22 protein-coding genes are annotated in these 20,875 nt (G+C 38.3%); 5 read left to right on the top strand and 17 right to left on the bottom strand.

All coding sequences use genetic code 11. The features are described 5' to 3' along the window. Together JN11_RS18785 and JN11_RS18790 are read left to right on the top strand one after the other, a co-directional pair. On the top strand, positions 1-1,236 hold the full coding sequence (locus JN11_RS18785) for an ABC transporter permease (protein ID WP_144915035.1): 1,236 nt from the start codon (positions 1-3) through the stop codon (positions 1,234-1,236). A gap of 74 nt (positions 1,237-1,310) precedes the next feature. Beyond that, positions 1,311-2,237 carry a Ppx/GppA phosphatase family protein gene (locus JN11_RS18790; RefSeq protein WP_144915036.1) on the top strand — a complete coding sequence of 309 codons (927 nt, stop codon included), beginning with the start codon at positions 1,311-1,313 and terminating at the stop codon, positions 2,235-2,237. Between the two features lie 16 nt (positions 2,238-2,253). Here the strand turns inward: JN11_RS18790 and JN11_RS18795 are convergent, their stop codons facing one another. Genes JN11_RS18795 through JN11_RS18805 form a run of 4 tightly spaced genes read right to left on the bottom strand, consistent with a single transcriptional unit; the run spans position 2,254 to position 4,653 of the window. Beyond that, complete coding sequence (locus JN11_RS18795; protein ID WP_144915038.1) at positions 2,254-2,517, bottom strand: hypothetical protein; 264 nt, start codon at positions 2,515-2,517, stop codon at positions 2,254-2,256. Beyond that, positions 2,517-3,065: a hypothetical protein gene (locus JN11_RS24785; protein WP_246139056.1), complete on the bottom strand. Its 549-nt coding sequence runs from the start codon at positions 3,063-3,065 to the stop codon at positions 2,517-2,519. Before JN11_RS24785 ends, JN11_RS18795 begins: the two co-directional genes overlap by 1 nt. A 12-nt stretch (positions 3,066-3,077) precedes the next feature. Further along, positions 3,078-3,914 (bottom strand): radical SAM protein, encoded by an 837-nt coding sequence (locus tag JN11_RS24790; protein WP_246139057.1) that lies wholly within the window; start codon positions 3,912-3,914, stop codon positions 3,078-3,080. Then, entirely contained in the window at positions 3,907-4,653 is a 747-nt protein-coding gene (locus JN11_RS18805) for a prolipoprotein diacylglyceryl transferase (RefSeq protein ID WP_144915039.1), read from the bottom strand. Before JN11_RS18805 ends, JN11_RS24790 begins: the two co-directional genes overlap by 8 nt. Before the next feature lie 118 nt (positions 4,654-4,771). Here JN11_RS18805 and JN11_RS18810 point away from each other — a divergent pair, with 118 nt between their 5' ends. The 3 genes from JN11_RS18810 to JN11_RS18820 all read left to right on the top strand — a co-directional run bounded on the left by JN11_RS18810 (position 4,772) and on the right by JN11_RS18820 (position 9,022). Further along, positions 4,772-6,772 (top strand): M1 family metallopeptidase, encoded by a 2,001-nt coding sequence (locus JN11_RS18810; protein ID WP_170227793.1) that lies wholly within the window; start codon positions 4,772-4,774, stop codon positions 6,770-6,772. Positions 6,773-6,910: 138 nt separating this feature from the next. Beyond that, entirely contained in the window at positions 6,911-7,663 is a 753-nt protein-coding gene (locus JN11_RS18815) for a helix-turn-helix transcriptional regulator (RefSeq protein ID WP_144915041.1), read from the top strand. A 105-nt stretch (positions 7,664-7,768) separates the two neighbouring features. After that, complete coding sequence (locus JN11_RS18820) at positions 7,769-9,022, top strand: M48 family metalloprotease (protein WP_144915042.1); 1,254 nt, start codon at positions 7,769-7,771, stop codon at positions 9,020-9,022. A 27-nt stretch (positions 9,023-9,049) separates the two neighbouring features. On the opposite strand, the gene JN11_RS18825 is transcribed toward JN11_RS18820, so the two are convergent. The 13 genes from JN11_RS18825 to JN11_RS18885 form a co-directional block, all read right to left on the bottom strand. Further along, a complete protein-coding gene (locus JN11_RS18825) occupies positions 9,050-9,616 on the bottom strand; it encodes a Maf family protein (protein ID WP_144915044.1) in 567 nt (188 codons plus the stop codon). Between the two features lie 56 nt (positions 9,617-9,672). After that, positions 9,673-10,194, bottom strand: coding sequence for a KdsC family phosphatase (locus tag JN11_RS18830; RefSeq protein ID WP_144915045.1), 522 nt, complete (start codon positions 10,192-10,194; stop codon positions 9,673-9,675). 80 nt (positions 10,195-10,274) lie between these two features. Next, positions 10,275-10,517, bottom strand: coding sequence for a Fe-S cluster assembly protein IscX (gene iscX, locus JN11_RS18835; protein WP_144915047.1), 243 nt, complete (start codon positions 10,515-10,517; stop codon positions 10,275-10,277). Between the two features lie 60 nt (positions 10,518-10,577). After that, positions 10,578-10,910, bottom strand: a complete 333-nt coding sequence (locus JN11_RS18840) for a 2Fe-2S iron-sulfur cluster-binding protein (RefSeq protein WP_144915048.1) — start codon at positions 10,908-10,910, stop codon at positions 10,578-10,580. Between the two features lie 23 nt (positions 10,911-10,933). Then, a complete protein-coding gene (locus JN11_RS18845; RefSeq protein ID WP_144915050.1) occupies positions 10,934-11,713 on the bottom strand; it encodes a Rossmann-like and DUF2520 domain-containing protein in 780 nt (259 codons plus the stop codon). Between the two features lie 113 nt (positions 11,714-11,826). Then, positions 11,827-12,546 carry a phytanoyl-CoA dioxygenase family protein gene (locus JN11_RS18850; RefSeq protein ID WP_144915052.1) on the bottom strand — a complete coding sequence of 240 codons (720 nt, stop codon included), beginning with the start codon at positions 12,544-12,546 and terminating at the stop codon, positions 11,827-11,829. 10 nt (positions 12,547-12,556) lie between these two features. After that, on the bottom strand, positions 12,557-15,025 hold the full coding sequence (gene ccsA / locus JN11_RS18855; protein WP_144915053.1) for a cytochrome c biogenesis protein CcsA: 2,469 nt from the start codon (positions 15,023-15,025) through the stop codon (positions 12,557-12,559). Positions 15,026-15,033: 8 nt separating this feature from the next. Continuing rightward, positions 15,034-15,444: a cytochrome c maturation protein CcmE domain-containing protein gene (locus JN11_RS18860; RefSeq protein ID WP_144915055.1), complete on the bottom strand. Its 411-nt coding sequence runs from the start codon at positions 15,442-15,444 to the stop codon at positions 15,034-15,036. 223 nt (positions 15,445-15,667) lie between these two features. After that, entirely contained in the window at positions 15,668-17,104 is a 1,437-nt protein-coding gene (locus JN11_RS18865; RefSeq protein WP_144915057.1) for a Glu/Leu/Phe/Val family dehydrogenase, read from the bottom strand. A 153-nt stretch (positions 17,105-17,257) separates the two neighbouring features. Then, positions 17,258-17,467 (bottom strand): CcmD family protein, encoded by a 210-nt coding sequence (locus JN11_RS18870; RefSeq protein WP_144915058.1) that lies wholly within the window; start codon positions 17,465-17,467, stop codon positions 17,258-17,260. Between the two features lie 11 nt (positions 17,468-17,478). Further along, positions 17,479-18,153 carry a cytochrome c biogenesis protein gene (ccsA, locus tag JN11_RS18875; protein WP_394348832.1) on the bottom strand — a complete coding sequence of 225 codons (675 nt, stop codon included), beginning with the start codon at positions 18,151-18,153 and terminating at the stop codon, positions 17,479-17,481. Between the two features lie 127 nt (positions 18,154-18,280). Further along, positions 18,281-19,465, bottom strand: coding sequence for a carboxypeptidase-like regulatory domain-containing protein (locus tag JN11_RS18880; RefSeq protein WP_144915060.1), 1,185 nt, complete (start codon positions 19,463-19,465; stop codon positions 18,281-18,283). A 123-nt stretch (positions 19,466-19,588) separates the two neighbouring features. Then, positions 19,589-20,866, bottom strand: coding sequence for a porin (locus JN11_RS18885; protein ID WP_144915062.1), 1,278 nt, complete (start codon positions 20,864-20,866; stop codon positions 19,589-19,591). Positions 20,867-20,875: the final 9 nt, after the last annotated feature.

Below are 20,875 nucleotides of genomic sequence, written 5' to 3' on the forward strand. Positions count from 1 at the left end.
ATGAACAAAATTTTACTAATTATACAACGCGAGTACATTACAAGGGTAAGGAAAAAATCATTCATTGTGATGACAATGCTAGTACCAGCCCTTATTGCCGGCATGTATGCTATTATTGCTTACGTCGCCACGGACAAGAGTGAAACCATGCATATAGTAAATGTAATTGATAACAGTAGCGAGTACAAAGGGAAATTTCAGGATGAAAAATATGTAAAGTTTAACTATCCTGATGGATCACTGAACCAGGCAAAGGCCAGTTTAAAAGACGATGAGGATTTGGTACTTAACATTCCAGCCAATGCAAAAGACACGGTTACCCTTTATGCTAAAAAGAAAACAACGCTTTCATTAACGGATAATATTCAGCGTCAGATGAATGATATTGCATCCGGCATTAGTTTGGTAAAAGCCGGTATTGATACAGCGCGATTGCATAAAATAAAAAGCAATATCGTTATCAAATCAAGTGAAATGACTGATTCGGGTGAAAAAAGCACCAGCATAGGTGCTACTTATGCCTTAAGTTTTGCCGGCGCCATTTTGATTTATATGTCGATATTTATTTACGGTGCACAGGTGATGCGTGGGGTTATTGAAGAAAAAACAAGCCGTATAATTGAGGTGATTGTATCATCGGTAAAGCCATTTCAATTAATGATGGGTAAAATTATTGGTGTTGGTTTAGTTGGACTTACACAATTTGTTTTATGGATTGTCCTTTCGGCTGCAATAGGTTATTTTGTCGGGCATAACACAGCTGCTTCATCGCAAAACCCGATCTATATCTTCATGCATAACCTGGGCTCTAACGCTGGCTATGAAATAGGTTGTTTCATTTTTTACTGGATCTCAGGCTTCCTGTTTTACAGTGCCCTTTTTGCAGCAGTAGGTTCGGCGGTAGATAGCGAGACCGAAACACAGCAGTTTATGTTCCCAATTACCTTGCCGTTGTTGTTTACCTATTTGCTATCGGTATCCTGGCTTTTCCAGGCACCTGATAGTCCGCTGGCAGTATGGTTATCCATGATTCCGCTTTCGGCTCCTGTTGCTATGATGGTGCGCATTCCTTATAATGTTCCTACTTGGCAGCTTGGTGTTTCAATGGCATTGATGATTCTTGGCTTTTTATTTACCACTTACGTGGCATCGCGTATTTACCGGGTGGGCATTTTAATGTATGGCAAAAAAACAAGCTATAAAGAACTGGTAAAATGGTTCTTTTATAAAGAATAATGCAATAAAACTATCATAAATCATGACAATCCCTTAAATGGCAAACAATTTAAGGGATTGTTTATTTTAGCTGCATGAATAAACACTTAGCCGTAATGGATCTTGGCACCAACACCTTTCACTTGCTGATAGTTGAGGCTGATCAATTTGGATTTAATGAAATAGTACATGAACAACAAGCCGTTAAAATTGGTGAAGGCGGTATTAATAAAGGGTTTATTGTTCCTGCCGCTTTTGAACGTGGCATTAAAACGATGCAGCATTTTAGCGAGTTGATTGCAAAGAATAGCGTAGGGAAAGTAAGAGCTATTGCCACTTCAGCCCTGCGAAGTGCTGCTAACGGGCAGGAGTTTATTGATGAGGTTAAAACCCAAACCGGCATTGCTATTGAAATTATTGATGGCGATGCAGAAGCTACTTTTATTTATAAAGGAGTTAAGGCCGATGGCTGTTTATCCCAGCAAAATAGCTTGATTGTTGATATTGGCGGTGGCAGTGTTGAGTTTATTATTTGCAATAAAGATGAAATACTTTGGAAACAAAGTTTTGAAATAGGTGCCGCAAGGCTGATGGACAAATTTCATCGAAATGACCCTATTCCACCCGATTCCATCAATGCTTTAAACCTTTACCTTGAAGATTGTTTAAAAAATCTCTTTATCGCGGCAGCAAAGTATCCTATTGAAAACATGATCGGTTCTTCAGGCGTATTTGAAAGCTATGCTGAAATAACTGAACTGGATAAAGGAAACGCATTCGATATAAAGCAAATTAGTCATTATAGCTTTGAATTAGATAAGCTATTGGCTTTGATAGAGAAAATCGTACTGTCAACCCATCAACAGCGGTTGGAAGCTAAGGGAATTATATCTGTACGGATAGATATGATTGTTGTGGCATCATTATTAACTCGCTTTGTTATCGAAAAACTGGAAATAAGCAAAGTAACCATGTCTACCAGTTCATTAAAAGAGGGTGTTTTGACAGATATGATGGGGTAAGGATCAATTGATCTCTTTATCTCCAAAGAATTCCAACGCATGTTGAGAAACCAATTAACAAAACCACTAAAGCTGTTAACCACCATATTCTTTTGCTGGCTATAGCTGCCCATAAAATACAAACTGCAACATGAATTGCTATAAGAAATGCATCAAGAAGAGGGCCCAACTCTGTATTAGCTTTCGAAATCACGGTATATACAGCTAGTACAGCCAAATTTACACCAACAACCCACATGTTATAAGACTGCTTTTTTTCGTCGATTTCTTTATTGTCCATTATACTGGTATTTCTGTTCTCAATTGGTTAAGGTATTCCACTTTGTCATCACGGTAAAAAATATTCATAGTTTCAAACGGAATAATTTTCATGTCTTTATTTACAATATGCACACATGATTTTTTTATAGCCCTTACATCAAAATTTTGTGCATCAATAAACTGCATTATGATTACCCTGAAAAGGTTGTCATAACTCAAATTTGATGCATCAATTTCGGGTAAACAACACATTATCGACTTTAAATGTTCACCGGCTTTGTCAACTGAATTGCCCGTACTGAACATATTGAGCAGGTGCATTTTCAATTTTTCGTCCTGTTCATACACAATGGTATTTTTAGAGTTATCAAGCAGGTCATCCGGCTTAATCATCCGGGTTAGCGGGAACACCTGGCCTCCCAATTTCAAAGCATAGCCCATTACTAAAGCATCAGGATTGCAGGGAACCGGGATTAGATCATTTTTATTAAAAACATTGGTCTGTTCCAGTATGGCAGAACGTACATCCGTTAAAGTATAACGATCTGTTTCAGGATTAAAATTCACCAGCCTTCCGGCTTATTGCGTAGGTTGAAAAGTAACACCACGTACACAAGGTTGTTGCAAGGCATACTCAATGATTTTGCCAATCTCATCAGTGTTCAATCCTTTTTGCAGCGTAACCACTAATGTGGTAGATAGATTGTACTTATTCAGATTTTCCAATGCTTTGGTTCTTACTTCTCTTAAATCTTCCCCCCGTAACTGCTCTAAAGCTTCCTTTTTAAAGGAGTCAAACTGCAGGTAAATTTCAAAATCAGGCATATAAGTTGCCAGCCGTTGCACAAAACTTTCATCCTTTGCTATCCTTATACCATTGGTATTGAGCATTAAATGCTTTATAGGTTTGGTTTTGGCTATATCAAGTATCTCAAAAAATTGAGGATGCACAGTAGGTTCTCCACCGCTGATCTGAACCACGTCGGGTTGTCCCTCGTTTTCAATGATCACATCAAGCATCTGCTCAATTTCGGCAAGTGTACGGTGCCTGCCATAGCTTGGCGACGACATGGCATAACAGGTTGGGCAATTTAAATTGCACCGATCGGTAACTTCTACCACAGTAAGGCAAGAGTGCTGCTCATGATCCTGGCATAAACCACAATCATACGGGCACCCATAATGTGTTTTCGCATTAAACTTCAGCGGCATTTCGCTGCGTTTGGCATAGTTACGGCAGTTTTTGTAATATTCAATATCTGTGGCTATTAACACCTTCTCAAAACCGTGCTGCCTGCAAGTCTTAAGCATATACACCTTATCATCTTCAAAAACTATTTTTGCATCTACGCGGCGTAAGCAGGTTGAACAAATACTAAGTGTAAAATCATAATAAATATACGGGCGTTCAGGCATTGGATTTTATAAGCTTTGATGGATATAGAAATACTTTATAATAATACAAAATACCTGCAATACAAACCAACTGAATTACTGACAAACCAAAACTAAAAAAATAGTTGGGTTTAATAAACTCAACCAGCAGGCGAAAAACAAGGTATGATGACAGAAAAACTTTAAACCTGGCACCATCTGCAAACTGGTATTTACGTTGCACAACAACTAATCCGATCCATAAAGAGACCCAAAAGATTATTTCGTACAAATTGGTTGGATGCCGGTGAATGCCATCGCCAAAATCAACAGCCCATGGCAAATTGGAGGGTATCCCAAATGTACCATCTTCCAATCCGGCTAAAAAACAGCCGCACCTTCCTATTATCATAGCCAATATAAGAGGATAAGTCATTAAATCGCCTGATGATACGGTAACACCAATCTTCTTTTTGGTTAATTCCACCCCTACTAACCCTCCTAATAATCCCCCCACTATGGTCTTATTGCCCATAATATAAAAAATATTTAACCGGAAAGATGACGGGTTTTCAAACACTCCTACCAAGTGTGAGCCGATTAATGCCCCAAAAGCGGCTCCAATAAAAATAACCAACCTATTTTCGGCATCGATGGCGTCATTATTATGTTTTCGGAGATATAGATAGTATCGGTAGCCTAAAAAATAAGCCAGCGTTTCGCAAATAAAGTGAACAGGGATAGTAAATTTTCCTATTGGGAGGTTAACCGGAAAGTGCACAGCATTTTTTGTTGAAATATAACAACCTTTTAGTGCAGATCAACAATTTGTATCATTTTAAAAGCAAACTCAAATTTAAATTCATCCTTTGTATATTGCTGCCAGCAAAAAGCATTAAATGAAATTAAAACTCAACTTTATTATTTTACTGTCGGCCTTAGCTGTTACGGCAACAGCCCAAAGACGGCACCGTGCAGCAAGCACCAACGATACCATATCTTCTAACTATCAACCTTCAGAACTTTTCTCACCTTTATTTTATAGCGAAAAAGGGAATGAGTTTCATTCGGCTAATGGGGCACCCGGAGAAAAGTATTGGCAAAACCGCGTAGATTATTGGCTAAATACCACATTAGATACTACCGCCAAAACCATAACCTCTACAGAAAAAATCAATTATATCAACAACAGTCCGGATGCATTGCCTTATTTATGGTTGCAGCTTGATCAGAATACTTATAAAAAAGATGCCCGATCAAATTTTGTAACAGCATTTGCTCCGGCAGCTGAGCAACATACCAGCGGCTATCAGATTGAATCGGTTTATATTAATAATGGACAAGTATCAACAAAAGCTGATTTTATTGTAGCCGACACCCGTATGCAAATCCGTTTACCTAAAGTGGTTTTGCCACATGGCGGAGTAATCACTTTTACTATTAAATATAAATATACTATTCCCGGCAACTTCGGCAACCGGACCGATTATGTGGATACCAAAAATGGTAAGATATATGAAATTGCTCAATGGTTTCCCCGCATGTGTGTTTATGATGACACCCGTGGCTGGGATACCCTACCGTTTTTAGGTCCTGGTGAGTTTTATCTGGAATATGGCAACATTGATTACCAGGTAACTGTCCCTGCTGATATGATTGTGGCTGGCTCAGGCGAATTATTGAATCCAACAGAAGTACTTACTGCAAAACAAATCAACAGGTTAAATGCAGCGCACAATAGTGATAAAACTATTATGATTAAAACTGCTGATGAGGTGAATGACCATTCGTTCCGTCAATCAGCAAAATCAACCTTAACTTGGCATTTTAAAATGCTCAATACCCGAGATGTGGCCTTTGGTGCATCGAAAGCCTATATATGGGATGCTGCCCGGGTTAATTTGCCGGAAGATAAGAAATCACTTTCCATGTCTGTTTATCCGGTTGAAAGCGCCGGTGATGAGGCCTGGGGACGAGCCACCGAATACCTAAAAAAATCCATTGAATATTTCTCAGAAAAATGGTTTGTTTACCCTTACCCTGTTGCTATTAATGAAGCAGGCATTGCAGGCGGTATGGAATACCCGGGCATTGTATTTGATGGCATTACAGACAAAGGAAAAGAACTTTATTGGGTAACAGCACACGAAATAGGCCACAACTGGTTCCCGATGATTGTTGGCAGTGACGAGCGTCGTTTTGGTTGGATGGATGAAGGTTTTAATACTTTTATTGACATCTACGCTTCGGATAATTTCAATCATGGTGAGTTTGCGCCAAAAAGAGATGGGGAATATGCCCCGGGTGGTGGCGATCCTGCGGATGAAATAGTGCCGATAATTGCAGACCCAAAAGCCCCGGTTATTATGACTGCTGCTGATGCTGTTCCTGAAAAATATCGCCACCCTATCGTTTATTTCAAACCTGCATTTGGCCTGGTATTGCTTCGTGAACAAATTTTAGGAAAAGACCGATTCGACTATGCCTTTAAAAATTACATTCATAACTGGGCCTTTAAACATCCACAACCTGATGATTTCTTCAGATCAATGGATAATGGCGGTGGCGAAGATCTTTCCTGGTTCTGGAAAGGCTGGTTCTATAACAACTGGTCGCTTGATTTAGCATTGATAGACGCCAAATATGTTGGCGGCGATCCCAAAAAAGGAATATCGGTAACCGTTTCAAACAAAGAGCAAATGGCTATGCCGTTTACTGTTGAAGTTAAGCTAAAAGACGGCAGCAAATACCGCATGAGCTTACCTGTAGAAACCTGGTTACAGAATAAAGCTATCACCTTCACTATCCCAACAACAACCGAAGCAGAAAGTGTTACTATCGATCCGAATGGAGCATTGCCCGATATGGATAGGAAAAACAATACATTAACAGTAAAATAAGACCTCCAATCTCAAAATTCAACCATCATAAGAAGTAATTATCCGCTTTTTATGATGGTTGAAATATTTTATAACATTGCTTACCTTAGTTTTACATATCAAAATGATTAGTTAAAACACGGTTTAAAGCTGTTATAAATGAAATACGTTAAATATATACCTGATATTTCATTACAAAAGCATATAGCATACTATTGGGTTTTGCAAACCGATTCTACTTTTACAGCGGTCAATGTACCCCTGTTTGCTGATGTTTGTACAGACATTTTTATCAATTTGGGCAGCTCCGAAGCTAAATTTAATGAGCAGGCATCGCTATCGCCCGGCTGCATTTATATGGGTGGCGCTTCCACTTCATCGAGTTTTATAAATAGTTTACCTAACAGTACTTTTATAGGCATCAGGTTTAAAGCAGGCGGACTACCTGTTTTTTATAAACTACCTTTATTTGAAATTGTTGACCAAATCATTGAGTTTCAGGACAAGCATCTTTCTTTAATTTTAGATATGGATGAAATGCTGCCAAAAAGGCTCGATAATTTTTTCATCAATAAGAAAAGTAACACTACGTGTATTCCCGCCATAACCGAAATGGTTCACAATTACAGGGGCATTATACCTGTAGAAACACTTTCGCAAAAATTCAATATGAGCACCCGCACAATGGAGCGGGTATTTAATAAAAATGCAGGCATGGGGCCGAAGGAATTTATAGGGATAATCCGCTTTCAGAAAGCGTTAAAAATGCTCCAAAAAAATAAATTAAAAGGCAAATTACTTGATGTAGCTTTCGAAGCCGGTTATTATGACCATGCACATTTAACTCGTGAAGTAAAAAAATATTCGGGATTAAATCCGTCCCAAATATGGCCCGGTCCCCGTTTTCCTTAATAGAATCCGGTAGTAATAAGTTGTCGTGTTTGTACAAATTTCTTTATTGCCAGAGCATTTACTTTGTAATCAGTATTAACAATATTACTTACAAAGTACATCCTGATGAAAACCCCCATCATTCTTTTTTTTTGTCTGCTAAGTTTTACGCTTGCTTGTGCACAAACTAATCAAACAATAAGTAACCATATCATCAGCCATATAGATGCTGAAAAAGGAACCACACAATTAATAAATACTATACCATTGTCTGTTCGTGAAAAAGCAAATAACTATTGCGAGGGCAGTTATTGGTTATTGCTTTGGAATATAGTATGCGCTGCTCTTGTTGCCTGGTTATTTCTTTTTGGCGGTTTAAGTAAATACATACTAAAACGTAGCAACAAAATTAAAGCCATCAACCGTGGTAATTTCATTTTTATTGTCTTTTATTTCCTGCTTACTTTTTTGCTATTGCTGCCGCTGGATATTTATCAAAACTTTATCCGTGAGCATCAGTATGGTTTTTCAAATCAGGGCTTTGTGCAATGGTTCTTAAATGACTTGATCACTTTTATAGTTGAACTAATTATAGCAGCGCCCTTCTTTGTGCTGGTTTACGGTATCTTCAGAAAAACAAAAGAAAACTGGTGGATTTGGGGTACAACTGTTTCGATTGTTTTTATAACAGGACTTATTATCATTTACCCTGTTTTTATCGCTCCTATATTTAATCAATACATCCCGCTCAAAAATGGCTACCTAAAAAACCAGATATTATCCATGGCCAGGGCGAACCGGGTAAATGTAGACAACGTGTATGTCTATAATGAATCGCAGCAAACAAAGGTATTTAATGCAGAAGTAAGCGGTTTTGCCGGTACCGCGAGGATATCTCTAAATGATAATATGCTTAATCATTGCACTAATAATGAGATTAAGGCAGCCCTGGCCCACGAAATGGGTCATTATGTATTGCGTCATCTTTTTATCTTAACGCTGGAATATGGATTACTGATTTTAATTGGATTTAAATTGATCCAATGGTCTGTTACCAAACTGATTAATAAGTATAGTGATAAATGGCAGATGAAGAGCATACAGGATATTACCAGCTTACCTGTGCTTGTATTTTTATTTACGTTTTACTTTTTTATACTTACTCCGGTAACCAACTCCATAACACGTGTGATTGAAATTGAGGCAGATAACTATGGTTTAAACGCAGCACGTCAACCAGATGCTTTTGCTTCACTGATGTTAAAATCGGCTGATAATCATAAAATTGATCCGGGATATTGGGAGGAAATTATATTTTTCGATCATCCTTGCAGAAAACAAAGAATACTATCTGCCATGATTTGGAAAGCAGAAAATTGATGTTAATTATGTTGAAACATTTACCATTTATAGTTTGGCTAACGCTTGATATAATTTTTCGGTGGGCAAGCCAACCACATTGGTATACGAGCCATTAATACGTTCAATACCGATAAGCCCTATGCGCTCCTGGATACCGTAAGAACCGGCTTTATCAAAAGGTTTATACTTTTCAACGTAGCTATTAATCTCCTCATCAGATAGTTCACCAAAGTATACCTCCGAGACATCTGAAAAACTATGGTATTGTTGTTTATAAAACAAACAAACACCAGTTATTACTCTATGCATCCTGCCTGACAGTAATTGTAGCATTTCAACAGCATGTTCTGCATTTTCTGGTTTGCCCAATATTTTATTATCAATACAAACAATCGTATCAGCAGTGAGTACTATCTCGTCAGTAACGTTCTCATCAAAAGCTTTGGCTTTTTTTTCGGCAATGTAAACAGCTATCTCTTCCGGATTTAAATCAGCAGGATAAGATTCATCTACTTCCTTTAAAACAATGCGAAATTCAAGATCCATCAAACGGAGTAATTCCTGACGACGAGGCGATTTTGAAGCAAGAATGATTTTATGATTGTTTATCATTGTTGGTAGTAATATTGACAACTATGAATAGCTAATTTGGACAGTATAGCCTTAAACTACCAGCTATAAGCTTCCTCATTTAACCACTTACCCTGTATTTTAAGCACCTTCTCAATTACATCGCGGGCGCATCCTCTGCCACCAACAATTGGAGAAACGTATCTGCTCACCGCTTTGATCTCTTCAACAGCATCAGCAGGGCAAACAGGCAAGCCTACATGTTTCATGGCTTCCAGGTCAGGAATATCATCGCCCATGTATAATACATTTTCGGGACTGATGCTCTTTTCTTCAAGATAAATTTTCAGCTTTTCAATTTTAGTGTGGATGCCCATATAAACATCCTTTACGCCTAAACTATTTAAACGGTATAGCTGACTTTTGGAACGGCTTCCGGAAACAGTACAAACATTATAGCCGCACTTAACAGCAAGCTGCAAGGCATAACCATCTTTAATATTAAAAGCACGGCTTTGCAAACCATCTTCTGTTACAAAAACAGAACCGTCTGTTAATACTCCGTCCACATCAAAAACCAAGGTGGTTATTTCTTTTAGTTTGCTTAAAAATGATTCCATATTTTCAGGATTCGACCGATTTTTTTAAGATATTATGATTATAAATTTACTGACTGAAAGACTCAATATAGCAAATTATCTTATTGATTATCGCGCCACTCGTAAACCCAGGCTGATTGAATTTGCTCCAGGTGACCTTCATTTGATTCTTCACGGGTGCCTGCAAAATTAGGAAGCGTAAGCACCCACTCTAAAAGATCAGTAAAACGGATGCGGTATATTTTTGATTCATCAAAATCATCACCAAACTTTTCATAAAGTTCAATAGCAATGTCTTCATGATCATTCCAGTGAATTGGCAGGCTAAATTTATTATCTGTCATTTTTTTTGAATATTATAGCTTATTGGGTTTATTTTCTCAACAGGGGGCATTTCCCCCTTATTAATGTCCTAAAAACTGTGATTGATCAGGCAAGGTTACTTCAATATCGCCATCCAGTATCACACATTGACAACCCAGACGTGAATTTATACGCGGGTTAACTGCCCTGTCGATAAAGTCTTCTTCTTTGTCAGATATTTCCTGGACATTATCCATTCCACTGTTCACGTAAACATGACAGGTGCTGCATCCGCATACACCTCCGCAATTATGCTGCAATTCAATGCCGTTTTCCAGGCACACGTCTAATACAGACTCACCTTCGGCTATTGGAAGCTCAACGCTTTCTTGTCCTTTCGCCTCAAAGTTTATCTTAACTTTAAAAATGTTCATTTCAGCAAAAGTAACAAAATTACTTATCCTGTGGCCTTATCATTATCGTTTTTGATAATCTGCTGACTTAACAGCTCATAAATCACTTTTAATGCAGGTTTATCATCTAACATTCCCAAATGCGTGGCCATAGTTTGATGATCATTACGGACTGCCGGCCCCGTTTGCACCTCACCCGGTAAATACTCCTGTACTTTCTGGGCTGTTTCTAAAATCAAGGGACGCAATAGTTCAAAATCCATTTGATTTTCAGCCAAAAGCTGCCGGGCTACACCATAAAGATAATTAGGAAAATTACAGGCAAAAACGGCTGCGAGATGCAGCACTTTTCGCTGTGCGGAATTTACCCTGTATACATTATTGCTTATGGTTTGGGCTAGTTCTATTAGTTGACGGGTTATTTGTTCATCAGCCCCCTCAATACATAGAGGAACGGTGCGAAAATCAACCTCCTTAGTTTTGCTCAAGGTTTGTAATGGATAAAACACACCTGCCCAAGGCGTAAATGCCTGTACGGCTTCCATGTGTGTAGCACCAGAAGTATGTACTATCAACTTGTTAAACGGAGCCAGTTTTTCGGCAGTTATACCAATAGCCTCATCTTTTATTGAAATAACAAACAAGTCTGTTTCACCGCTCACCAACGTTAAATCATCAATAGCCTCAGCCCCTACATGATAAGCAAGTAAGGCAGCATGTTGCATATGCCTGCTGTAAACCTGTACTATACGATGGCCCGCATTTTTAAAAGCCGCAGCAAAATGTGTTGCAACATTTCCAGATCCTATTATGGTGATACGCATTTCTTAAATTCAATTATATATTGCCCAAGGCAAATTTATCGCTGCAAAATTAGTGAGATAAAATGATCTTCCTTAGGTTATTTATGAGTATGACGGACTATAATCAAATGATACTAATATGAAGCCTTTTCTGCCCAATTAATTCCATCAGGCAAACTATAACGACTAAATTCTATATGTACTACCCTTCGCTTTTTATTTGTGGTAGTACGGCTGGAAGCATGCATTAACAAGGGACGCATAATCATAACTCCACCGGCTTTCACATTGCAAACATTCTCTACTTCAGTATTCCAATCTATACTTTCAGTACGGTAAATCCCTTTTAGGTGAGACCCGGGGATAACCTTTAATGCACCATTACCTTCATCTGTATCATCCAAATGAATGCGAACTGTAAAATTATCCTCAAGTATTGTAATAGGTGGTTGAACTGCATATTGATTTGGCTTAATTGTACAGGGGCCATAACCCGGCAGATCAATCTTCTTATCCACAGAAATAGTAAGGTCCTGATGCCAGGCCACAAACCAGTTTGATTTTCCAGGCTTATCAAAATAAATAGATTTTACTACGAAGTAATCGTTTCCAAACAGGCTTTTAATTACCGATCGTAATCTATCATTAAACACTAAAGAATAAATACCTGGCACTTCGATGAAAAAACGGCGAATGGCAAACAGATCATCTGTTTTACGGAATACAATACCTGATTGATCGGTATTATCAATGATGTCAATTAGTACCTTAACTTCGTTACAAGTAAAAACCTCATCAACAATGGTAAATCCATTATTGATGAGGTCCTGTTGCAGATTGGTTAAATCAACCACTTAAAAATATTTATACCGTCTTTAATTCTTTGTTTCTTCTGAATATTGACAATAAGAAACCGATGATCATAATTAAGGTACCCGCCCAAAGGAAATTGATATAAGGGAAATCTAAAGCGCGCATTACTATCCATGGTTTCAGTTTCTCAGGCTGTTGATAAACGGTAATTTCTACCTTTCCTTTTTCAGGGATTATTTTGGTAAGTCGCAGCTTTAGGCCAACATCATCAACTTTTCGGGCAAAATCAAATACACTTTTATTTTTGATCATATAAACCGGCTCAGCATCGTAAGTTTTATCGTGAGAAAACACTTCCAGTTTAGCGCCTACAGCCACGTCATTGGCAGTAAGTGGTATATTTTGAATTGATGTTTCTTTAGCCAGCGATTTTAATATCATATAACCTTCCCTAAAACGGATGGTATCGCCAGGGGCCACTTCATGGGTAACCGGGGCTTCATAATTCTTATCATCATTCTCTTCGCCATGTGCAGCGCCTGCCTGTGGGTCGGCTGATGAACTTTGAGGCATTGGAGGCAATGCGGTTATATGTGTGTATAAATCGTGCAACAGATAGTGCTTGGTATCTGGTGATACAGCTAAACCTAGTTGCGGATTAATCTGCACCTTGGGCATTAACACAAATTCCTCTTTTAGTTTACCCGTATTATCGTAGCGTTTGTAATCAACTTTATAAAAGTGATTGGGCTCTGAAGTTGAATCACCGATATAGGTAACGGTATAATCGCCCATTTTTACCGGCTCATTTTTATAGATCATGATATTTTCGCGGGCATCGCCAGCAGCTTTATCAAAACCAGATACATTAACTATACCCTTGTCGTTTTTAGAAACAACACCTCTTGTACCCGCCGCAATTAAAGCGCCTACCAACATCAGTGAAAAGCCGATATGAGCAACTGCCGATCCGGCAAGTTTAAATTTACCTTTTACTGCATCAGCCAAAACTTTACCGTTAGCCAATATAGAATACAGTGAACCAAACATTACCAGGATAAATACAAAATGCAACTTATATAACCCACTTGCATAAACTACCAAAGCTGTAACTAACGCAGCAAAAACAAAATAAACCAGCGTAGTAATAAAGAAGCGGGTAATATCTGTTTTTTTATACTTCATAAACTGGCTAAAGCCCGTTAATAAGGTAATTACCATAGCAAACGATGCCTGGATAATATTGTAATGGCCAACCAAATCTGCAGGCGGCGCTACTTTTGTACCAAACATAGCATTCCACACCGGGATAGAGGTTACCAATAACAAATGGAAACAAGAAAGTCCAAGGAAAATTGCTCCAACAAACATCCAGAATTCACGTGAATAGGTTTCTTCATCCTTTTTGGTGATGGGCATTTCTTTAAATCTTATTACCAACAGGTAAATTGATAAAACTAGAAATACCAGGATGTAAGCAACCAATTGCCAAAACATACCCAAATCTGTAAATGCATGTACAGATGTTTCACCCAGGATACCGCTACGGGCAAGGAACGATGAGTAAAGTACCATCACAAAGCTGATAAGTACTAAAAAGGTTGCTGTAAAATATGAATGACCTGTATTTTTAAATACGATTAGTACGTGCAGCCCGGCCAATAATGTTAACCATGGAAAGATAGAGGCATTTTCTACCGGATCCCATGCCCAGAAGCCGCCAAAGTTTAACGACTCATAGGCCCATAATGACCCCATTATAACACCTGTACCTAATATCATTGCTGCAAACAGTGCGTATGATATAGCCGGAGCTACCCACTCTTTATAACGTTTTTGCCATAAGCCTGCAATTGCGTAAGCAAATGGCACTACCACTGAAGCCAAACCAAGGAATAACGTTGGCGGATGTATTACCATCCAATAATTTTGGAGCAGGGGATTCATTCCCTGACCATCTTTTATAAAAGATAAATAATCAGGGCGAGAAAATATAGGGGCTTCAATTCCTGAATTTCTCAACAATAAAAACGGAGAACTTCCTATTCTTGCACCCAAAAACTCAATACCAAGCATCATTGATGCTAAAAACACCTGGGAAAACGCAACTATTGTCATTACCGGCTTTTCCCATGATTTTGCACGCCAAATTAATATGTTACCTAATACGGCTTGCCAAAAGGTCCAAAGCAAAAAGCCTCCCTCCTGTCCGTTCCAGAAACCCGAAACCAGGTAATAAACCGGCAAGGATCTGGAGGTATATGACCAGGCGTAATGATATTCGAAAAAGTGATTGTAAATAATGTAAAACAGCGATACGCCTACCCCTAAAATAGAGGCGCTATTGATAAAAAATGCCCACCGGCCCATTTTAAGCCACGAAGTATCGAGCTTATTGGTGTTCGTAGTAGCAAAATAATAGCTTGTTGCTGATAAAAGGGCTGAGCCAAAAGATAGAATAACAAATATCTGACCCAGATTACCGGGTAAAAGGTGTTCGCCTTGAAAGACTGTACTCATTAAGTGATTTATATGCTGGCCGTTTTTGCTTTGACCTCTGTAACGTTCAATTTATCCTGGGTATATTTTGATGGGCATTTCATCAGGATCTTTGATGCATGAAACTCATTGCCAACCATTTGACCGGTTAATACAATTTGTTCTGATTTTTCAAAATCCTGGGGTTTAGTACCTGTGAAAACTACTTTGCATTCCTGTCCTTTCTTATCTTTCATATAAAATGAAAAATAATTGGCATCTTTTACTGCATCATAGTATAACTCCTTTTGCTTATCCAGATGGCCAACAATACTCAATTCACTCTGAATACCTTTAGCATCATTAAAGGTACTGTAACTACTTGATTTTGAAATCACAGAAATAATAACGGCAATTGCTATTGCAATAACAACAAGACCTAATATTGAACTCTTTTTCATCAGCGATTTAACTCCTATACTTCGGATCACAAAAATACGAAACGTTATTCGAATAATGTTTATTACAAGACATTAATCTTATTTAGAATTATTCTTGATATCGAATTTCGGATGTTCGATTTAGGATTTATAATGAGTAAAAAACTCAAAAGGCTTCTTTTCGATGAAAAGAAGCCCTCAATAAATTTCAATTCCGAAATCGAAAATCCGAATTCCGAAATCCCTACGGCCAAATACCTAAATTCTGATAAGAAACTGCAATTTTATTTATCGCACCCACCATAGCGGCACTGCGCAGGGTACCAATTTTAGGGTTATTGATATAAATTTCTCTTATTTCGTGATATGATCGGATCATGGTATCTTCCAATCCAGAATTAACCAGTTCTAATTCTGATGCACCTTTGATAATAGTTGAACGTTGCAGCGGTGTTAACGCAACACCCGTAATACCTTCAACCATGTTTACCATGTTAAGATTAGTATTCTCTTCAAAACGTCTGTTCATACGGCCAAATGCTACGTGCGAAAGGTTTTTTAACCACTCGAAGTAAGACACTGTTACACCACCTGCGTTGGCATACATATCAGGAATGATGATACCACCATTTTTGTAGAATATGGCTTCCGCTTCAGGAGTTGTTGGACCGTTTGCACCTTCGGCAATAATTTTTGCTTTTATGTTTTTAACATTTGCTTCCGTAATCTGATTTTCAAGAGCTGCCGGAACCAAAATATCGCAAGGTTGCTCTAAACCGTCGTGTGAGTTTTTAAACTCTTTTTTTGCACCTGCATAACCTAAAATGGAGCCGGTTGCTTTACGGTGTTGAAATACTGCTTCAACGTCTAATCCGTCTTCATTATAAATTGCACCTTCAAACTCGCAAAGACCAACTACTAATGCACCAAACTCAGCAAGGAAACGGGCCGAATGATAACCCACATTTCCCAAGCCCTGAACAATAACTTTTTTGCCTGATATACCGGGTAACAAGCCTATCTTTTGCATGTCTTCGCCAACACTAACACATTCACGGATGGCAATTGCTACTCCCCTGCCTGTTGCTTCACGACGACCGGCAATACCATGCAGTGCAATTGGCTTGCCGGTTACAGCACCCATAGCATCCAGTTGACCAGGATTCATGGTGGCGTAGGTATCTGCAATCCAGCTCATTTCGCGCTCACCCGATCCATAATCCGGTGCTGGCACGTCAATGCTGGGGCCGATAAAGTTTTTCTTTATTAATTCAACTGTGTAACGACGGGTGATATTTTCAAGCTCCTGTATGGTGTAGTTTTTAGGGTTGATTTTGATACCACCCTTAGCGCCGCCAAAAGGTACATTTACAATGGCACATTTGTAGGTCATCAGTGCGGCAAGCGCCATCACTTCATCCTCGTTAACCATTTCACTATAACGGATACCTCCCTTAGTTGGTGATTGATGCTGTGAGTGCTCTACGCGCCACGCATCAATTACTTCAAAACCATTGCCCCTGCGAATAGGGAAACGAAAACGGTAAACACTATTGCATGATTTTATCTGGTCTAAAAGGCCAGCATCATGTTTTGTAAACTGAGCTGCATAATCAAAATTCTTGCATACATCACCAAAAAAGTGAGTATCCTGATCAGCGGCCGGATTATTAGTAGCCATAAATTTTATTGAATAATTATTAAATCGTTAAAAAAGTGCACAAAGTTGATACATTTTTTATCAAATTCGCAAATATATTATTAACAGATATTCACCACCTCACTAATCTTACACTCAGATGTATGTTTAAATCGTTTAAACCTATTTTTTGAACTATTTTTCTTTTTCGATTTTTTTTAATCGCCTGTCGATCGAGAACAAATAAAGGGATAACCCGACAAAAATTATCACGATAACGGCTATTACAACATATATTTTCCCTGAGCCACGTAAGGCATCAGCCATTTCAACCTGCTGGCCTTGCTGTGCAAAAGCTCCTAAGTAACCCAACAGCAAAAATGCTAAAAGAGATATTCTTTTCATGTTAATTCGTGTTAACTTATTTCGTTCTTTTTATATTCAATTAAACGGATACGATAGCGTAAGGATGCGATCCAAACTGCTAATGCGCTCCATGCAATAAATGCAGGGTATAAAACAACCCGCATACTGTTATCCATATCCAGTTTGCCAAATGCAGGGTTGCCCCCGTTGCCTGGGTGTAATGAATCAGTCATTCGTGGTAAAACCATAATAAGCACTACCAGAATAGGAAATGCAAAAATATTATAGATGGCGGATATTTTGGCGCGTTTTTGCTCTTCATCAATAGAGTTGCGTAAAACAGCGTAAGCACAATATAATAGAAAGGCTACTGCAGCACTGTTTTGTTTGGGGTCATTGCTCCAAAATTCACCCCAGGTATATTTGGCCCACATCATACCCGTTATTAATCCCAGTACATAAAAAAACATGCCGGTATTTATGCATTCAACAACCACAAGGTCATATTCTTCTTTACCCGTATTCAAATACATAATACTGTAAACAACAGATATGCCAAAAACAGTGAACATAGCCATCCACATAGGTACGTGGAAGTATACGTTTCTTATGGTTTCGTGTAAAATGGGCAGTGTTGGTACCTCAAATAAAAATCCTGCGATTAAGGTATAAAGAATAACAAGTACAGCTAATACTTTCCACCAGGTTTGATATATAAATTTCATATTATTTATGCCTGCAAAGGTAGGAAATTTAGTTCATTGGTAATGATATTGATTGGATTAGTTCTTTTGCACTGTAAGATGAAAAGTAATATATTTAGAAGTAGTTGAACTAAAATAATAATCGCTCTTAGTCTTTATCAGGAATATAATCAACGGGCAGCTCATCCGAAAGCCTATTTTTCGACCATGAACCTTCATAAAGTGGGCCGCCTTCAACTACAATTCCATTATTATCGAAAACCGCAGGCCCATTTGTTAAGGTAATTACGCTAATTTGGTAATTAGTCATATTCAAATCCCGATAGATATCCTTGAAGTCAACCTCTTCCAACTTATTTTTATAAATAACATACAAAAAATGAGGAAAATGCAATGAATACAAACCTTCTGATACTGTGCTTGTTACTTCAAATTCCTGATAAGGTATTTTAGAAATACTTTCGTTGACATATTTGGACATTTTTGATAACTCAACCATCCTGTTTGCTGAGTCACGCATTCTCAATTCAATAAATCTTTTATATTTCTTGTGAATAGTCTCATCATCCGGCCTTTGCAAATTCAACGATCTTGTATAAGACCGCAACTCGAAGCCTTCATGCGCCAGTTTATCAGCATGCAAGGACCTATAGAAGTGCATTGCAGAACCATAGTATGCATTTTCCCTATTCTGGTGCCATTTATCTTTTTGGCTTTTAGTTCCTGGCAAATCTTCAAAAATACGTTTACCATCGTAAGAAGTAATACCGGCTAATTTGTCAAGCGTAAAATCTCTCAATAAAAACTTTATACGGTACCCTAATGCTCTGTTTTCAACAATCAAAAATTCATCTGCATCAGCGTGTAGTACTTGTTTGGTTGGATTATAGGTTAGGTTAAGAATCCGGGGATTCATTACTACGCAATTCTTTGCATTCAAATCCGACCCAATAAATTCTTTTCTAAATGTTTCATAATTTTTCCTGAAGTCTGCTTCTGATGAAATCACAACCTCCCTGAGCATCATTGGTTTTTGCACCATTTCGATATTCAGTTTTATAGGTTCACGTCCTACCAGAACTGTTTTGTTGTAGTCTTCATATCCCAATACAGTCACAACCAGGGTATATTGTCCAGGTCTTATTCCACTGAGTGTGAAGGTGCCATCTTCGGCAGTTGCAGAACCAACAGAAGAATTACTTAAAAACACACTGGCCCTTGGTATAGGCTTTGTTGTACCTTCTTGTACTACCTTACCGGTAATAATGCCATTTTGGGCAAGTGCTATAAATGGGATAAAAATAAATAAAAGGATGAGCCAGGGGAATCGCATCGCTAAAAATTACAATTTGTTTTTTTAAAGATGCTAAAAAACACAATTAATATGAACAAAAGATGAAAAGTATCAATATTGTTAGGTTTATTGATACTTTTCGAGGATATTTTTTCAGAAGAGTTAGAAATAGGTAGAAACTCCAAAACTTAACCCGCGTGTTGGGCCTATGGCAGCGCCTATTGTATTGCCAGTAATATCGCGTGCGTTTTGGATGCGATAATTTACTCTCAATACCGTTAAAGGTGTAGGTCTGAAACTTATTGCCGGCATAATGCTCCAAACGTCATTATACATCCGTTGCCCAGTGGCAACAAAGTTACCTTGGTTCCAGTCAACATATTCACCCCTTACTGCCAGGTTAACGGTGGCATTATCCCAATCCAATATTCGTCCATGAATAATTGGCTGTACAATATCAATATAACCACCATATTGCCTGTGCGAATATTCAGGTGTATAATCAGCTGGTAAATCAACAAATATCCAGGCCCATTCGGTTGTTATAGCAGTATGCAATCTGGGAATAGTAGTATTAAAATCTACATCAAAAACATTTACACTTCTTTTATTGTCAACCTGAGCACCTTCAATGCGCCAGGTATTATAAACACCACCCATGTACGATAAACCCAATTGTCCTATTTTATCATTGCCGATAGAAAGCTTACCGGTGTATAAAGGCTCGCCACTTGCACTTGATGTTAAACGGGTAAGGCTTGCATTGGCGGCCGGCAGAAAGGTTTTTCCCTGGGTATTATCAATAATAGCATCGTCAAAGCCTCCGGTTACATAAAACTCATACCCAAACATCCAGTGGTTGGCATATTGCTTGCCATATAAGCCAAACCCTGTATTTGACCATGTATCCGGAAGCATTTGGGTCATTGCTATAGGTCGGTCGGTAAATTCATATTTGGGTCCATCATGATTTTGATTAAATGAACCTATAGGATTTAAAATTAAACCTCCGCGTAAATTTACCAGTGGATTAAATTCAATATCAATTGCTGCGTATTCAATTCCGAATTGTGCTCCTGATGATTCACCCGGATCACCTGTAGGATCATTTTCATATTCAATCTCTGATAAAAATTTAACATGTTTTGATATGGTTGACGCCACAAAAAGGCTGAACCTTCTGAACTGAAACTGACTGCCATTAGTAATACCCGAAGTGTTACTATAAAGTACGTCCGATTCTATATAGCCGCCAATAGAAACCGGCGTTTTGCCAAGCTTTAAAAACGGGCGATTGTACACAGCATCCATGCTGAGACTATGCTTAGTTGTATCGGTTTTGGCAGGCGTGTTTAGCAGTGTGCTGTCAATTTGTGCAAATGCACTGCCACTACAAAAAAGCAAAGCCGCAGCCGCTATAATTTGTAAATTTATTTTCATTAGAATAAT

Source organism: Mucilaginibacter frigoritolerans (assembly GCF_007830615.1).
In the GTDB taxonomy this organism is placed as follows: Bacteria; Bacteroidota; Bacteroidia; order Sphingobacteriales; family Sphingobacteriaceae; genus Mucilaginibacter; species Mucilaginibacter frigoritolerans.

What these genes read in the sequence shown, in the direction of transcription:
- JN11_RS18785 (WP_144915035.1), top strand. Translation starts at nt 1, where the DNA reads ATGAACAAAATTTTACTAATTATACAACGCGAGTACATTACAAGGGTA.
- JN11_RS18790 (WP_144915036.1), top strand. Translation starts at nt 1,311, where the DNA reads ATGAATAAACACTTAGCCGTAATGGATCTTGGCACCAACACCTTTCAC.
- JN11_RS18795 (WP_144915038.1), bottom strand. Translation starts at nt 2,517, where the DNA reads ATGGACAATAAAGAAATCGACGAAAAAAAGCAGTCTTATAACATGTGG.
- JN11_RS24790 (WP_246139057.1), bottom strand. Translation starts at nt 3,914, where the DNA reads ATGCCTGAACGCCCGTATATTTATTATGATTTTACACTTAGTATTTGT.
- JN11_RS18810 (WP_170227793.1), top strand. Translation starts at nt 4,772, where the DNA reads ATGAAATTAAAACTCAACTTTATTATTTTACTGTCGGCCTTAGCTGTT.
- JN11_RS18815 (WP_144915041.1), top strand. Translation starts at nt 6,911, where the DNA reads ATGAAATACGTTAAATATATACCTGATATTTCATTACAAAAGCATATA.
- JN11_RS18820 (WP_144915042.1), top strand. Translation starts at nt 7,769, where the DNA reads ATGAAAACCCCCATCATTCTTTTTTTTTGTCTGCTAAGTTTTACGCTT.
- JN11_RS18825 (WP_144915044.1), bottom strand. Translation starts at nt 9,616, where the DNA reads ATGATAAACAATCATAAAATCATTCTTGCTTCAAAATCGCCTCGTCGT.
- JN11_RS18830 (WP_144915045.1), bottom strand. Translation starts at nt 10,194, where the DNA reads ATGGAATCATTTTTAAGCAAACTAAAAGAAATAACCACCTTGGTTTTT.
- iscX (WP_144915047.1), bottom strand. Translation starts at nt 10,517, where the DNA reads ATGACAGATAATAAATTTAGCCTGCCAATTCACTGGAATGATCATGAA.
- JN11_RS18840 (WP_144915048.1), bottom strand. Translation starts at nt 10,910, where the DNA reads ATGAACATTTTTAAAGTTAAGATAAACTTTGAGGCGAAAGGACAAGAA.
- JN11_RS18845 (WP_144915050.1), bottom strand. Translation starts at nt 11,713, where the DNA reads ATGCGTATCACCATAATAGGATCTGGAAATGTTGCAACACATTTTGCT.
- ccsA (WP_144915053.1), bottom strand. Translation starts at nt 15,025, where the DNA reads ATGAGTACAGTCTTTCAAGGCGAACACCTTTTACCCGGTAATCTGGGT.
- JN11_RS18860 (WP_144915055.1), bottom strand. Translation starts at nt 15,444, where the DNA reads ATGAAAAAGAGTTCAATATTAGGTCTTGTTGTTATTGCAATAGCAATT.
- JN11_RS18865 (WP_144915057.1), bottom strand. Translation starts at nt 17,104, where the DNA reads ATGGCTACTAATAATCCGGCCGCTGATCAGGATACTCACTTTTTTGGT.
- JN11_RS18870 (WP_144915058.1), bottom strand. Translation starts at nt 17,467, where the DNA reads ATGAAAAGAATATCTCTTTTAGCATTTTTGCTGTTGGGTTACTTAGGA.
- ccsA (WP_394348832.1), bottom strand. Translation starts at nt 18,153, where the DNA reads ATGAAATTTATATATCAAACCTGGTGGAAAGTATTAGCTGTACTTGTT.
- JN11_RS18880 (WP_144915060.1), bottom strand. Translation starts at nt 19,465, where the DNA reads ATGCGATTCCCCTGGCTCATCCTTTTATTTATTTTTATCCCATTTATA.
- JN11_RS18885 (WP_144915062.1), bottom strand. Translation starts at nt 20,866, where the DNA reads ATGAAAATAAATTTACAAATTATAGCGGCTGCGGCTTTGCTTTTTTGT.